Annotated in this window: 9 protein-coding genes and 1 pseudogene; 9 read left to right on the top strand and 1 reads right to left on the bottom strand. The window is 75.3% G+C overall.

Features of this window, described 5'->3' with window-relative positions:
* Positions 1 to 7 precede the first annotated feature (7 nt).
* Positions 8 to 1399: an MFS transporter gene (locus tag TU31_RS27675; RefSeq protein WP_245698800.1), complete on the top strand. Its 1392-nt coding sequence runs from the start codon at positions 8 to 10 to the stop codon at positions 1397 to 1399.
* Positions 1400 to 1566: 167 nt separating this feature from the next.
* A complete protein-coding gene (locus tag TU31_RS27670; RefSeq protein ID WP_042159353.1) occupies positions 1567 to 3243 on the top strand; it encodes a CocE/NonD family hydrolase in 1677 nt (558 codons plus the stop codon).
* Positions 3244 to 3259: 16 nt separating this feature from the next.
* Here TU31_RS27670 and TU31_RS27665 read toward each other — a convergent pair whose 3' ends face one another.
* Complete coding sequence (locus tag TU31_RS27665; protein WP_042159351.1) at positions 3260 to 4963, bottom strand: IclR family transcriptional regulator domain-containing protein; 1704 nt, start codon at positions 4961 to 4963, stop codon at positions 3260 to 3262.
* 174 nt (positions 4964 to 5137) lie between these two features.
* Between TU31_RS27665 and TU31_RS27660 the strand changes: the two are divergent.
* The 7 genes and pseudogenes from TU31_RS27660 to TU31_RS27625 all read left to right on the top strand — a co-directional run.
* Positions 5138 to 5938: pseudogene (locus TU31_RS27660) on the top strand (CoA transferase subunit A); the annotation flags it as partial.
* 168 nt (positions 5939 to 6106) lie between these two features.
* Entirely contained in the window at positions 6107 to 6868 is a 762-nt protein-coding gene (locus TU31_RS27655; RefSeq protein WP_078886044.1) for a CoA-transferase subunit beta, read from the top strand.
* A gap of 157 nt (positions 6869 to 7025) precedes the next feature.
* Positions 7026 to 7904, top strand: coding sequence for a protocatechuate 3,4-dioxygenase subunit beta (gene pcaH, locus TU31_RS27645; RefSeq protein ID WP_245698796.1), 879 nt, complete (start codon positions 7026 to 7028; stop codon positions 7902 to 7904).
* Positions 7904 to 8563, top strand: a complete 660-nt coding sequence (pcaG, locus tag TU31_RS27640; RefSeq protein WP_042159348.1) for a protocatechuate 3,4-dioxygenase subunit alpha — start codon at positions 7904 to 7906, stop codon at positions 8561 to 8563. The genes pcaH and pcaG overlap by 1 nt, the downstream gene beginning before the upstream one ends.
* Positions 8550 to 10091 (top strand): 3-carboxy-cis,cis-muconate cycloisomerase, encoded by a 1542-nt coding sequence (gene pcaB / locus TU31_RS27635; RefSeq protein WP_370682769.1) that lies wholly within the window; start codon positions 8550 to 8552, stop codon positions 10089 to 10091. Before pcaG ends, pcaB begins: the two co-directional genes overlap by 14 nt.
* Entirely contained in the window at positions 10088 to 10960 is an 873-nt protein-coding gene (gene pcaD / locus TU31_RS27630; protein ID WP_042159345.1) for a 3-oxoadipate enol-lactonase, read from the top strand. The genes pcaB and pcaD overlap by 4 nt, the downstream gene beginning before the upstream one ends.
* A complete protein-coding gene (locus TU31_RS27625) occupies positions 10957 to 12144 on the top strand; it encodes a 4-hydroxybenzoate 3-monooxygenase (RefSeq protein ID WP_042159343.1) in 1188 nt (395 codons plus the stop codon). The genes pcaD and TU31_RS27625 overlap by 4 nt, the downstream gene beginning before the upstream one ends.
* Positions 12145 to 12146: the final 2 nt, after the last annotated feature.

The raw sequence follows: 12146 nt of genomic DNA, 5'->3' as shown, positions 1-12146 counted from the left end.
TCGCACCGTGATCCGTGAATCCGAGGTCCCCATGTCTCCCATCGGCATGCCCCCCACCGGTCTTCCGCCCTCCGCCGCCCCCGGACACACCTTCCGCTCCGTCGCGCCCGTCCTGGCGCTGTGCTGGCTCGCCGTCTTCTTCGACGGGGTGGACGTCAGCATCTACGGCGCCGTCATGCCGCATATGCTCGACGACCCCGGATTCGGCCTCACCCCCGCGGTGGCCGGCACGATCGGCAGCTGGGTCACCCTCGGCATGCTGATCGGCGCGCTCGGCACCGGCACCCTCACCGACTGGGTCGGCCGCCGCCCCGTCCTCGTCGCCGGGGTGCTGGTGTTCTCCGCCGGTTCGGCGGTGTGCGCGGTCGCCGGCTCGCCCGGTCTGTTCGGCGCCGGACGCTTCCTCGCCGGTCTGGGGCTCGGCGGCCTGATGCCCATCTGCCTGTCGATGGTGATGGAGTTCGCGCCGCGCGGCCGGGCCGCCCTCGCCACCGGGCTGCTGATGACCTCGTACCACGCGGGCGCCATGTGCGCGACGGTCCTGGGGCTGACGCTCGCCCCCGCGCAAGGCTGGCGCTGGGTGTTCTGGGTCGGCGCCCTGCCCGCGTTCGTCGCCGCCCCGCTGCTGCTGCGCCTGCTGCCGGAGTCGCCCGGTGTGCTGCTCGCCAAGGGCCGTACCGCCGAGGCGGCGGCGGTCGCCGACCGCTACGGCATGGCCCCTCCGGTCCTCGCCGACGCACCGGCCCAGGGCGCCAAGGGCCGCCTCGCCTCGGTCCTCGCCCTCTTCCGCCCCGGCGTCCGTCTGGCCACCCCGCTGTTGTGGCTCGCCTCGTTCTGCGGCCTTCTCCTGGTCTACGGCGTCAGCACCTGGCTGCCGCAGATGATGCGCGCCTCCGGGTACGGCCTCACGTCCTCGGTCAGCTTCCTGCTCATCATCAACGCGGGCGGCATCGCCGGCCTGCTGATCGCGGGCCGCCTCGGTGACCGCTACGGCCCGGTCAGGGTCTCCGCCCTCTGGTTCCTGCTGACCGCCGCCGGCGCGCTGCTCCTCGGGGCGCGGCTGCCGCTCGGCGCCACGTACGTGGTCGTCGCCGTCACCGGTGTCTGGCTCTTCAGCGCCCAGGTGATGGTGTACGCGGCGACCCACCGCGTCTATCCGCCCGCCGAACGCGCCACCGGACTCGGCTGGGTCACCGGCATCGGCCGCACCGGCGCGGTCGTCGGCCCCTGGCTCGGTGGCGTCCTCGCCGCGACCGCCAACAGTCAACTCGGCTTCACCGTCTTCGCGTTGGCCGGTCTGCTGGGCGCGCTCGCGATCGGCTCGGTGCCGCTGGCCCGGCGCCTCGGCCGCCCGTCGGCGACCGCACCGGTGCCGGAGGCGGCCGGTATGGAGCGGTGAACGGAGGGGGAGGCGCCGCCTCCGCACCGCCTCCGCGGCACCGGCGCCCGACGCTTCCGGCGCGGCGTAACCGCCTTCTCATCTCCCTTCCCGTCACCCGGAGTTGTGCAGAGCGGCGGTGCGTCGACTATTCTCGTGCAACGTACGGGAATAGGTGAGGGGAAGACATGACGCCACACACGCATGACGTCGTACCGAGGTCCCACTGGGCCGCGCCGTCCGGGAAGCCGCCGCTGTCCTCGCGGCTGATGCGGGCCACCTGGCGCGGACTGCCGGCCAAACAGCACGATGTCGGCTGGGAACCGGGCCTTGAGGTGCCGGCCGCGGACGGCAGCCTCCTGCGTACGGACCACTACTTCCCCCGTACGAAGGGCGACTTCCCCACCCTGCTCGTCCGCTCGCCCTACGGCAGAGGCGTGCCCTGGTCACCCCTGTTCGGTGTGCTCTTCGCCGAACAGGGCTTCCACGTGGTCCTCCAGAGCTGCCGCGGCACCGGTGGCTCGGGCGGCCGGTTCGACCTGTGGCGCAACGAGGCCGGCGACGGGCAGGCCACCGTGGCCTGGTTGCGGCAGCAGCCCTGGTTCACCGGGACGCTGGGCACCCTCGGCCCCAGCTACCTGGGCTATGTGCAGTGGGCGCTGGCCCTGGACCCGCCGCCGGAGCTGAAGGCGATGGTGGTGCACGTCGGGCTGCACGACCCGCATGCCCTCTTCCACTCGGGCGGTGCGCTCCTTCACGAGAACGCCCTCGCCGTCGGCCTCGGCGTGAAGTACCAGCACCAGGGGATGAAGCCGATGGTGCGGGCGACGCTGCGCCTCCAGCGCCGGCTGCGGGAGATCACGAGCGCGCGGCCGCTGCGCCGGGCGTATGAGTCCGCCCTCGGCGAAGTGCCCTGGCTGGACGCTGCGATGACCCACCCGGACGCCGACGACCCGCACTGGGACGGCGCGTCGGTGGCCGCGGCCGCGGAGCAGTTGGCCGTGCCCACCTGCCTGGTCACCGGGTGGCACGACGCACTGGCCGACCAGAGCTTCCAGCAGTTCGACCGGCTGCGCCGGGCCGGCTGTGAGTCCTCGCTGCTCGTCGGCCCCTGGACGCACACCTCCGCGATGCAGCAGGGCTGGCCCGAGGTCTTCGCCGAGACCCTCGCCTGGCTGCGTGCGCATCTGTGTGGCGACCGTGCCGGGCTGCGCCCCACCCCCGTACGCGTCCACGTCGGCGGCGAGGACGCCTGGCGGGACCTGGATGACTGGCCGCCGGCCACCGCCACCACCGACTGGTTCCCGGCGACGGAGGGGACGCTCAGCGCGCAAACCCCGGTGGAATCCGGGCCGTTGGCGACCTTCCGCTACGACCCGGACGACCCCACCCCGTCCGTGGGCGGGCGGCTGCTCTCCCGTGCCGCCGGTCCTCGCGACAACCGCAAGCTGGAGGCGCGGGAGGACGTCCTGACGTTCACGAGTGCGCCGCTGGCCGAGTCCGCCGACGTCGTCGGCCCGGTCTCCGCGCGGCTGCGGATCGCCACGGACACCGGCCATGCCGATGTCTTCGTCCGCCTCTGCGACGTGGACCCGCAGGGCCGGTCCCTCAACATCTGCGACGGGCTGATGCGGCTGCGGACCGCCGGGCAGACGCCCTCGGAGGTCACCGTGCCGATGAGCTCCACCGCCCACCGCTTCGCCGCCGGTCACCGGATACGCCTCCAGATCAGCGGCGGCGCCCATCCGCGCTACGCCCGCAGCCCCGGCACGGGGGAGTCCTCCGTCGAGGCCACCCACCTCCAGCCGGTCCACCTCACGGTGCACTCGGGAACGGCGCTGACGCTGCCTCAGGGGACCCCGTAGGGGAGGGCCGGGGCGGTCACTGCACCGGAATCCGTGCGTACCGCCCCGCCACCCACAGATCGGCCTCGATGCCGGCGGCGGCGGTGCGCAGGGCGGGCAGCAGGGCCTCGCGGGCCTCGTCGGGGGTGCGACGGGCCGCGTGGGTGGAGACGTTGACGGCGGCGACGACCCGGCCGGTGCGGTCGTGGACGGGGACGGCGAGGGAGCGCAGGCCCTCTTCGAGCTCCTCGTCGACCAGGGCGTAGCCCGCTGAGTGGGCCTCTTCCAGGAGCGTGCCGAGGCGTTCGGGGTCGGTCACGGTGTGCGGGGTGAGCGGCTCCGGGCGCAGGCGGGCCAGCCGTGCGGAGCGCTCGGCCGGGGGCAGGCCGGCGAGCAGCACACGGCCCATCGAGGTCGCATACGCCGGAAAACGGGTGCCCAGCATGATGTTGACGCTCATGATGCGCACGGTGGGGACCCGGGCGACGTACTGGATGTCATCGCCGGAGAGGACCGCCATCGAGGCGGAGTCGTGTACCCGCTCGACCAGCGAGGCGAGATGGGGGAGGGCGATGTCGGGCAGGGTGAGGCCCGAGAGGTGGGCGAAGCCCAGTTCCAGCACCTTCGGCGTGGGGCGGAAGAGTTTTCCGTCGGTGGTGAGGTAGCCGAGGTGCTCCAGGGTGATCAGGGCCCGGCGGGCGGTGGCGCGGGCCAGGCCGGTGGCCTCAGCGACGGCGGTGAGCGGGAGCGCCGCGCGGCCGGTGCCGAAGGCGGTGAGGGTGATCAGCCCGCGGGCCATCGATTCGACGAATTCGGGGCCCAGTTCATGCTTGGACGCACGCATCCAGGTGGCGTGGGACGGGCCGGGGCGTGTCTCGGGGGCGGCGTCGGCGGCCGGGCCGTTCCGGGGGGCCCGTAGCGCGTCCTCCATGGCGGAGACCGTCTCGCGCAGACGGGGGAGTACCGCGTCGGGCAGCGCGTCCGCGCTCAGCCTGCTGGTGTGGCTGACGACGCTGAGCGCACAGACCGGGCGGCCGTCGGCGTCCCGGACGGGCACGGCCACGGCGACCAGCCCCGGCTCGATGAGCTGGTCGTCCAGGGACCAGCCGGCGGTCCGTGCGGCGGCCACCCGCGCCACGAAGTCCGCGGCCGTGGCGGCGCCGTCCGCCCCGTCCCCGGCGCGCCGCGGCGGGACGGCCGGGAAGCCCGCGTCCGCCGGGTCGGCCGCCCGGCGCGCCCGCCACCGCTGCCAGTCCTCCTCGTCCCACCGGTCCGCGAACAGCGCGCCCGGCGCGCCCCGTTCGGCGGGCAGCAGATCGCCGATGCGGAAAGCCAGCGACATGGCGCGGCGGCGGGTCGCCTGGTGGACGAAGCGCACCCCGTCGCCGTCCGGCACCGCCAGCGACACCGACTCGTCCAGCTCATCGGCCAGCCGGTCGGCGAGCGGGCCGAGCCGGTCGGGGAGTTCGGAGGCGGCGAGGTAGGCGTTGCCCAGCTCCAGCAGACGCGGTGCGAGCACCGCGTCCCGGCCCTCGGTCCGTACGTAGCCGAGCCGGGTGAGGGTGCTCAGCACCCGGTCCACGGTCGAGCGGGCGAGGCCGGTGTCGCGCACCAGATCGCCGACGGACCGCCGGCCGCCACCGGCCGCCAGCTCCCGCAGCACGGACAGGCTGCGCATCAGCGGCCCCACCGCCTCCGGTGGCGGCGGCGCTGACGGGGCGGTGGCGGCGGGGTGGGTCATGGCCTCTCCCTGGTGCGTCGATCTCGTCGGAACCGTACCCGGCGCACCGTTGACAGGGCCGGGGGCCGGGGCCAAACTCGGGACGACGGCATTATGAACTTAAGTTCACTGTGCGAACAACCTGCTGCGGGGCGGTCCTTGAGGCCCGGCCCGGGATGACCCGAGGGTGAGGACATGGCCGACATCCGTTCCCTGCACGAGGCCGTCGCGGAGCTGATCCATGACGGCGACACCGTGGCGCTGGAGGGGTTCACCCACCTCATCCCGTTCGCCGCCGCGCACGAGATCATCCGGCAGGGCATCAAGGACCTCACGCTCGCCCGGATGACCCCTGATGTCGTCTACGACCAGCTGATCGGCGCGGGCGCGGCCCGGAAGCTGGTCTTCTCCTGGGGCGGCAACCCGGGCGTCGGTTCGCTGCACCGCTTCCGGGACGCGGTCGAGCACGGCTGGCCCGCCCCGCTGGAGATCGACGAGCACAGTCACGCCGGGATGGCCAACCGCTACGCCGCGGGCGCGGCCCGGCTCCCATTCGCGGTGCTCCGCGGCTACCGGGGCAGCGACATCCCGGCCCGTACGCCCACGGTCTCCACCGTCGTCTGCCCGTTCACCGGTGAGGAACTGGCCGCCGTCGCCGCCCTCAACCCGGATGTCACGGTCATCCACGCGCAGCAGGCCGACCGGGCCGGCAACGTCCAGCTGTGGGGCCTGACCGGGGTGCAGAAGGAGGCGGCCCTCGCCGCCCGGCGCGTCCTGGTGACCGTCGAGGAGATCGTCGACGCCCTGGAACCGCGCCCCGGCTCCGTCGTCCTGCCCACCTGGGTCGTCGACGCGGTCGCGCTCGTCCCCGGCGGCGCCCATCCCTCGTACGCGGCCGGCTATTCGGTCCGGGACAACGCCTACTACCGGGAGTGGGACGGCATCGCACGCGACCGGGCGGCGTTCGGGCGGTGGCTGGCGGAGTGTGTGCGCGGGGAGGGGAACGGGGTGCGGGGAGCGGCCGCGGGGGACGGGGGCGCGGGCGGGGCCGGGGCCGGGGACGGGGGTGCCGGCGCCGTTCCGGCCGACACTCCGGAGCGCGGCCCCGAGACCACCCCCGAGACCGTCCCCGAGGCCGCCCCCGACTGCACCCCCGACGAGCTGATGGAGGTCAACGCCGCCCGTGCGCTCGCGGGGGCGCGGTCCTGCTTCGTCGGTATCGGGCTGCCCAGTACGGCCGCCAACCTCGCCCGCCGTACGGTCAATCCGGATCTGGTGCTGGTCTACGAGTCCGGCACCCTCGGCTCCAAGCCGACCCGGCTGCCGCTGTCCATCGGGGACGGCGAGCTGGCCGACACCGCGGACTCGGTGGTGTCGGTGCCGGAGATGTTCAACTACTGGCTACAGGGCGGCCGGATCGATGTCGGCTTCCTCGGTGCCGCACAGGTCGACCGGTTCGCCAATATCAACACCACCGTCGTCGACCGGGGCCCCGGCCGGCCCGAAGGACGGCTGCCCGGTGCGGGTGGCGCCCCCGAGATCGCCGCCAACTGCGGGCAGGTGCTGATGGTCCTGCGGCACCGCCGCCGCAACTTCGTCGGGACGCTGGACTTCGTGACCACCCTCGGTCACGGCGCCGGCCCCGGCGACCGGGCGGCGCTCGGACTGCCCGGCGCCGGTCCGACGGCGGTCATCACCGACCTCGGCGTCCTGCGTCCCGACCCGGACACCGCGGAACTCGTCCTCACCGAGCTGCATCCGGGAGTGACGGTCGATCAAGTCCGGGCGGCCACCGGCTGGGACCTCAGGGAGGCCGACCGGATCGGTGTCACCGCCCCGCCCACCACCGCCGAACTCGCCGCCCTGCGGGCCCTGAAGGCGGCAGCCGCGGACGAACCACCGCACCGCTCCGGGACGGACGCCTGATGCGCACCGGCCGCCCGGGGACGTCTCCGGGCCCGCCGCCGCGTCCCCGCCGCCCCGGGGCCACGGGGACCGCCCCGTACGCCCCGCCACGCCGCCGTCCCCGTCCGCCCGCCCCGCCGGACCCCCACCGAGCCCCCCACCGCCGGGAGATACCCCCATGGCCCTGACGCCGTCCACCCCGCCCACCCCGTCCGACGGCGCTCCCGCCCCGGCGTCCGTGTCCGTCGCCGCACCCCCGCCCCGGCCGGCGCCCGCCGCCCCGCCGCTCCCCACCCAAGCCGAGATCAGCCGGGAGATCGCCGCCCGGCACACCGCCGCCGAACGCGACCGGGCGGCGGGCACACCGGCCCCGGACCACCCCGCCCGGGACTTCACCCCCTACCGCAGCAGCACCGCCCGCCACCCCCGCCACCCGCCGGTGGAGATCGACCACCTCGCCGACCCGGAGGCCGTGGAGCTCGGCGGCCCCGTCTTCGGTGTCACGGACGTCACCGACCTGGACGCCGACCTCACCCGGCAGCACACCGGCGAACCGCTCGGCGAACGCATCACCGTCACCGGCCGCGTCCTGGACCGCACCGGCCGCCCCGTACGCGGCCAGCTCGTCGAGATCTGGCAGGCCAACGCCGCCGGCCGGTACGCCCACCGGCGGGACCGGCATCCGGCCCCGCTCGACCCGCACTTCACCGGAGTCGGCCGCTGTCTGACCGATGCCGCGGGCCGGTACGCGTTCACCACCGTCAAGCCCGGCGCCTACCCCTGGCGCAACCACCACAACGCCTGGCGCCCGGCCCATATCCACTTCTCGCTCTTCGGATCGGCCTTCACCCAGCGGCTGATCACCCAGATGTACTTCCCCGGCGACCCGCTCTTCCCCTACGACCCGATCCTCGCCTCGGTCACCGACCCCACGGCCCGCGCCCGCCTGGTGGCCACCTACGATCACGAACTGACCGTCCCCGAAAGGTCCTTGGGCTACCGCTGGGACGTGGTCCTGGACGGCCCGTCCGCCACCTGGATCGAGGAGGGCCGCTGATGCCCCGCGCCACCCCCCGCCACGACCGGTCCTGCGCCGCGGCCGGTGCCCCGGCCGGGCCGCTCGCCCCGACCCCCGCCCAGACCATCGGCCCCTTCTACGGCTACGCCCTCCCGTTCCCCGGTGGCGGCCAGATCGCCCCGGCCGGCCACCCCGGCACGGTCACCGTGCACGGCTGCGTACGGGACGGGGAGGGCGCCCCGGTGCCGGACGCGCTGCTGGAGTTCTGGCAGGCGGGCCCGGACGGCGGCCGTACGGGCGCGCCCGGTTCGCTGCGCCGGGACCCGGCCACCGGCGCGGCCCTCGGCCGCAACGGGGTGGACTTCACCGGCTTCGGCCGGGTCCCCACCGACGCCGACGGGCGCTATGCCGTCCACACCCGGCCGGCCACCGCCCCCGCCGGGCGCCCGGACGCCGCGCCCTACCTCGCCGTGTGCCTCTTCGCCCGCGGCCTGCTCCACCACCTGTTCACCCGCGTCTACTTCCCCGGGCACCCGGCGGACCGGCCCACCGACCCGCTGCTCGCGCGGCTGCCAGCGGAGCGCGCGGACACCCTGCTCGCCCGCCCCGACGGGCCCGGCCGGTACCGCTTCGACATCCGGCTCCAGCGGTCGGCGGACGGCACACACGAGGAGACGGTCTTCCTTGCCTACCGATGACCTGCCGTGGAGCGCACCGGACCCGGCGGCCCAACCGCCAGACGATACGGCCGACTTGGGCCTGCTCGCGCCGTCCTGGGCCGGCTCCGCCGTGGCCGCCGCCACCGGTGACGCCGGATATCTGCGGGCCCTGCTCGACGCCGAGGCCGCGCTGACGCGTGCCCAGGCGGCCCTGGGACTCGCACCGGAGCCGGCGGCCGCCGCCGTCACCGCCGCGGCCGCCGAGACCCACCGCTACGACCCCCGGGACCTCGCCCTGCGCGCCCGTGCCGCGGGCAACCCCGTGGTCCCGCTCGTCGCCGACCTGACGGCCGCCGTCGCCGCCCGCGACCCCGAGGCCGCCGCCTACGTCCACCGGGGCGCCACCAGCCAGGACATCCTGGACACCGCCACGATGCTGGTCTGCGCCCGCGCCCTGGACACCGTGCTGCCGGACCTCACCCGCACCGCCGCCGCGCTGCGCCGTACCGCCGCCGAGCACCGCGACACCCCCATGGCGGGTCGCACCCTCACCCAGCACGCGGTGCCGACCACCTTCGGCCTCAAGGTCGCGGGCTGGCGCGGCCTGGTGCTCGACGCCCATGACCGGCTGGCGTCCGTACGGGCCGCGCTGCCGGTGCAACTGGGCGGCGCGGCCGGCACCCTCGCGGCCTTCCACGCCTACGCGGTGGCCGACGGCGCGTCACCCACTCCCGACCTGGGAAGCCGGCTCCTGGCCCGCTACGCCGCCGAGACCGGACTCGCCGCACCGGCCCTGCCCTGGCACACCCTGCGCACCCCGGTCGCGGATCTCGCCGGAGCGCTGGCCTTCACCGCGGGCGCCCTCGGCAAGGTGGCCGCCGATGTCCTCACCCTCTCCCGCACGGAGCTCGGCGAGCTCACCGAGGGCAGCGGCGGCGGCTCCTCCGCCATGCCGCACAAGACCAACCCGGTCCGTGCCACGCTCATCGCGGCCGCCGCCCGGCAGGTCCCGGGGCTCGCCGCGGTGCTGTACGGCTCGCTGGCCGCCGAGGACGAACGCCCGGCCGGCGCCTGGCACGCCGAATGGCAGCCGCTGCGCGACGCCCTGCGGCTGACCGGCGGCGCGGCCCGGGACGCCGCCGTACTGACCGCGGAGCTGCGCGTCCACCCGCACCGTATGCGGCAGAACCTCGACGCGACCGGCGGTCTGATCGTCACCGAACGCCTGGTCGCCGCCCTCACCGCGCTGACCGGCCGCGCCGAGGCCCGTCGCCTCCTGGACACGGTGGCCCGGCGCACCGCGGAGCGGGGCATCGCGCTGCCGGCGGCGCTGGACGAGGTGCTGCACGAGGCTCCGCCCACGGCCCGCGACAAGGTTCCGCCCACGGCCCGTGACGAGGACCGGCCCGCGCCACCCGGCGGCCCGGCCACCCCGCGTGAGGCCCCGGCCCTGCCCCCGTCGCGGCTGCGTCAACTCCTCGACCCCACCGGCTACCTGGGCTCCGCCGGCGCCCTCGTGGACCGTGCACTGGAACGCACCGAGCACCACCCTCAGGAGTACGCATGACCCACCCGCCCGCCACCCCGCTCCCGCACCACACCGCGGACGGTCCCGAAGACGCCCCGCCGCTCCTCCTGGGCCCCTCGCTCGGCACCTCGCTCGCCGTCTGGGACCCCCAACTCCCGTCCCTGGCACGGCACCACCGCGTCATCCGCTGGGACCTGCCCGGCCACGGCGGCACGCCCGCCGGGGTCCTGGGGCCCGGGTCCGCCCCCACCACCACCGTTCCCGGCCTGGCCCGGCTGGTGCTCGGCCTCGCCGACGCCCTCGGTATCGACCGGTTCGCCTACGCCGGGATCTCGCTCGGCGGCGCCGTCGGGGCCTGGCTCGCCGCCGACCACCCCGAGCGGATCGCCTCGCTCGCCCTGCTCTGCTCCTCCGCACGGTTCGGCGAGCCGGCGGGCTGGCACGAACGGGCCGCGCTGGTACGGGAAGCGGGCCTCGGCCCGGTCGCCGACGCCGCCGCGAGCCGCTGGTTCACCCCGGCCTTCGCCGGCTCCCCGCAGGCCCGGACGCTGGTCGCGGCGGTGCGCCGGTCGGTGACACCCGCCGGCTACGCGGCCTGCTGCGACGCCCTCGCCGCTTACGATCTGCGCGCCGGTCTGGCCCGGATCACCGCCCCCACGCTCGTCGTCGCGGGCCGCGACGACCCCGCCACCCCGCCCGCCCACGGCCGCGAACTCGCCGACGGCATCACGGACGCCCGCCTGCTGGAACTGTGCGGCGCCGCCCATCTCGCCAACGTGGAACGCCCCGACCCGGTGCGGGACGCCCTCCTCGGCCACCTCGCGACACACCCGCACCACGGCTCCCCGGCCGCGGCCCCCGGCCCCGGCGCACCCGCACCCCACCCCGCGGAAGGAACGGCGCAGTGACCCACCCCCGCCACACCACGGTCGGCATCATCGGCGGCGGCCCGGCCGGGCTGCTGCTCGCCCGGCTGCTGCACCGCTCCGGAATCGACTGCGTCGTCCTGGAGAGCCGCGACCGCTCCTATGTCGAACGGCGCCAGCGCGCGGGCATCCTGGAACAGGGCACCGTCGACGTGCTGCGCGCCTGCGGGGCGGGAGAACGGATGGACCGGGAGGGCCTGGTCCACGACGGCATCGAACTGCGCTGGAACCAGCGCGCCCACCGCCTCGACTTCCCCGCACTGACCGGCGGCCGCCGGGTCATGGTCTACGCCCAGACGGAAGTGGTGAAGGACCTGATCGCCCTCCAGCTCGCGGACGGGCCACCGCTGCTGTTCGGGGCGCGGGCACTCGCCGTGACGGGCGCGGACACCGGCCGGCCCGCCGTCCGCTACCGCCACCAGGACCGCGAGCAGACCCTGACCTGCGACTACGTCGTGGGCTGCGACGGTTTCCACGGTGTCGCCCGGGAGGCCGTACCGGAGGGCGTCCGCCGTACGTACACCCGCAGCTACCCCTACTCCTGGCTCGGGGTGCTCGCCGAGGTCCCGCCCTCCCACGACGAGTTGATCTACGCTCACTCCGCACGCGGCTTCGCCCTGTTCAGCATGCGTACGCCGACCGTCAGCCGGCTCTACCTCCAGGTCCCCAACGGCACCGATCCCGCCGACTGGCCCGACGACCGCATCTGGGACGAACTGGAGGCCCGCGGCGCGATCGACGGCCCCTGGAAGCCGGCGCGCGGGCCGCTCACCGCCAAGGCCGTCCTGCCGATGCGGAGTTCGGTCACCGAACCGATGCGGTACGGGCGGGTCCTGCTGGCCGGCGACGCGGCGCACATCGTGCCGCCCACCGGGGCCAAGGGGCTCAACCTGGCCGTCGCCGATGTCACCGTCCTGGCCCGCGCCCTCGACCGGCTGCACCGCACCGGCTCCACGGAACTGCTCGACGCCTACTCCGACACCTGTCTGCGCCGGGTCTGGCGCGCCGAACACTTCTCGGCCTTCATGACGACGACCCTGCACACCGCCCCGGACCAGAGCCCGTTCGACGCCCGGCTTCAGCTGTCCCAGCTCGACCGGATCGCGGGTTCGCCGCACGCCGCCGCGGAGCTGGCGGAGAACTACACGGGGCTGCCGCTGACATGAAG

Origin of the sequence: Streptomyces lydicamycinicus, from assembly GCF_000829715.2 — a bacterium.
GTDB lineage: Bacteria > Actinomycetota > Actinomycetes > Streptomycetales > Streptomycetaceae > Streptomyces > Streptomyces lydicamycinicus.
Note: the sequence above shows the minus strand (reverse complement) of the source record. Positions and strands in the feature narration are given on the sequence as shown.

Excerpts from the sequence above, each read along its gene's own strand:
- pcaD (WP_042159345.1), top strand. The coding sequence starts at position 10,088 with ATGACCCACCCGCCCGCCACCCCGCTCCCGCACCACACCGCGGACGGT.
- pcaG (WP_042159348.1), top strand. The coding sequence starts at position 7,904 with ATGCCCCGCGCCACCCCCCGCCACGACCGGTCCTGCGCCGCGGCCGGT.
- TU31_RS27665 (WP_042159351.1), bottom strand. The coding sequence starts at position 4,963 with ATGACCCACCCCGCCGCCACCGCCCCGTCAGCGCCGCCGCCACCGGAG.
- TU31_RS27670 (WP_042159353.1), top strand. The coding sequence starts at position 1,567 with ATGACGCCACACACGCATGACGTCGTACCGAGGTCCCACTGGGCCGCG.
- pcaH (WP_245698796.1), top strand. The coding sequence starts at position 7,026 with ATGGCCCTGACGCCGTCCACCCCGCCCACCCCGTCCGACGGCGCTCCC.
- TU31_RS27655 (WP_078886044.1), top strand. The coding sequence starts at position 6,107 with ATGGAGGTCAACGCCGCCCGTGCGCTCGCGGGGGCGCGGTCCTGCTTC.